The following is a 904-nucleotide window of genomic DNA, read 5'->3' on the forward strand; positions in this document are numbered from 1 at the left end:
CATCCGCGTCGCCCTGGTCGACGACCAGGCCCTGTTCCGCACGGGCGTCCGCATGCTCATCTCCTCGCAGCCCGACCTCGAGTTCGCGGGGGAGGCCGCCAACGGCCAGGAGGCCGTGGAGCTCGCGCGCGCCGAGCACCCGGACGTGATCCTCATGGACATCCGCATGCCGGTCATGGACGGGATCCAGGCGACCGCCGAGGTCCTCCGGGCGGCGGACGCGCGCGGCGACCGCCCGCCGCGCATCCTCGTGCTCACGACCTTCGACCTCGACGAGAGCGCTGCGCGCGCCATCCGGGCCGGGGCGAGCGGCTTCGTGCTGAAGGACGCGGACCCCGAGTTCCTGCTCGCGGCCATCCGCACCGTCCACGCCGGGAACTCGGTCATCGCGGCGTCGGCGACCCGGCAGCTGCTCGAGCACTTCGACCCCGGATCCCGGCCCCGCGTCGCCCCGCCCGCGTTCGCGTCGCTGACGTCGCGCGAGCGGGAGATCTTCGTCCTCGCGGCGCGCGGCCTGAGCAACGCGGAGATCGCGCAGGCCGAGTTCCTCAGCGAGGCGACGGTGAAGACGCACGTGAGCCGCATCCTCGCGAAGCTCAGCCTGCGCGACCGCGTCCAGCTCGTGGTGTTCGCCTTCGAGCACCGGCTGACCGGATCCCCGGCAGAGGGCTAGCCGTTCCCGCCGGGTCTCCGTCGACCCTCGGGACCGTGGGCTAGATTCGAACGCCTTCGCTCCCGCACAAGAGGACCACCGTGCTCCACGATCTCGCCGACCTGCCCATCATCTCCGCGTCGTTCGTGACCGCGGCGGCGCTCGTCCCGGCGTTCCTGCTTCGTGCGGCGCGCCTCGCGGCGCGGTCGTGGAGGCGGACGATGTCCCAGAGCCCCGAGGGGACGCCTTCCG

General features: G+C 72.9%; 1 protein-coding gene. It reads left to right on the forward strand.

Features of this window, described 5'->3' with window-relative positions:
- Position 1: 1 nt before the first annotated feature.
- Positions 2-673 carry a response regulator gene (locus tag DZG00_RS15860; RefSeq protein ID WP_233550176.1) on the forward strand — a complete coding sequence of 224 codons (672 nt, stop codon included), beginning with the start codon at positions 2-4 and terminating at the stop codon, positions 671-673.
- The last annotated feature ends 231 nt before the right edge of the window (positions 674-904 follow it).

It is taken from the genome of Clavibacter lycopersici (assembly GCF_003576405.1).
Classification (GTDB): Bacteria; Actinomycetota; Actinomycetes; order Actinomycetales; family Microbacteriaceae; genus Clavibacter; species Clavibacter lycopersici.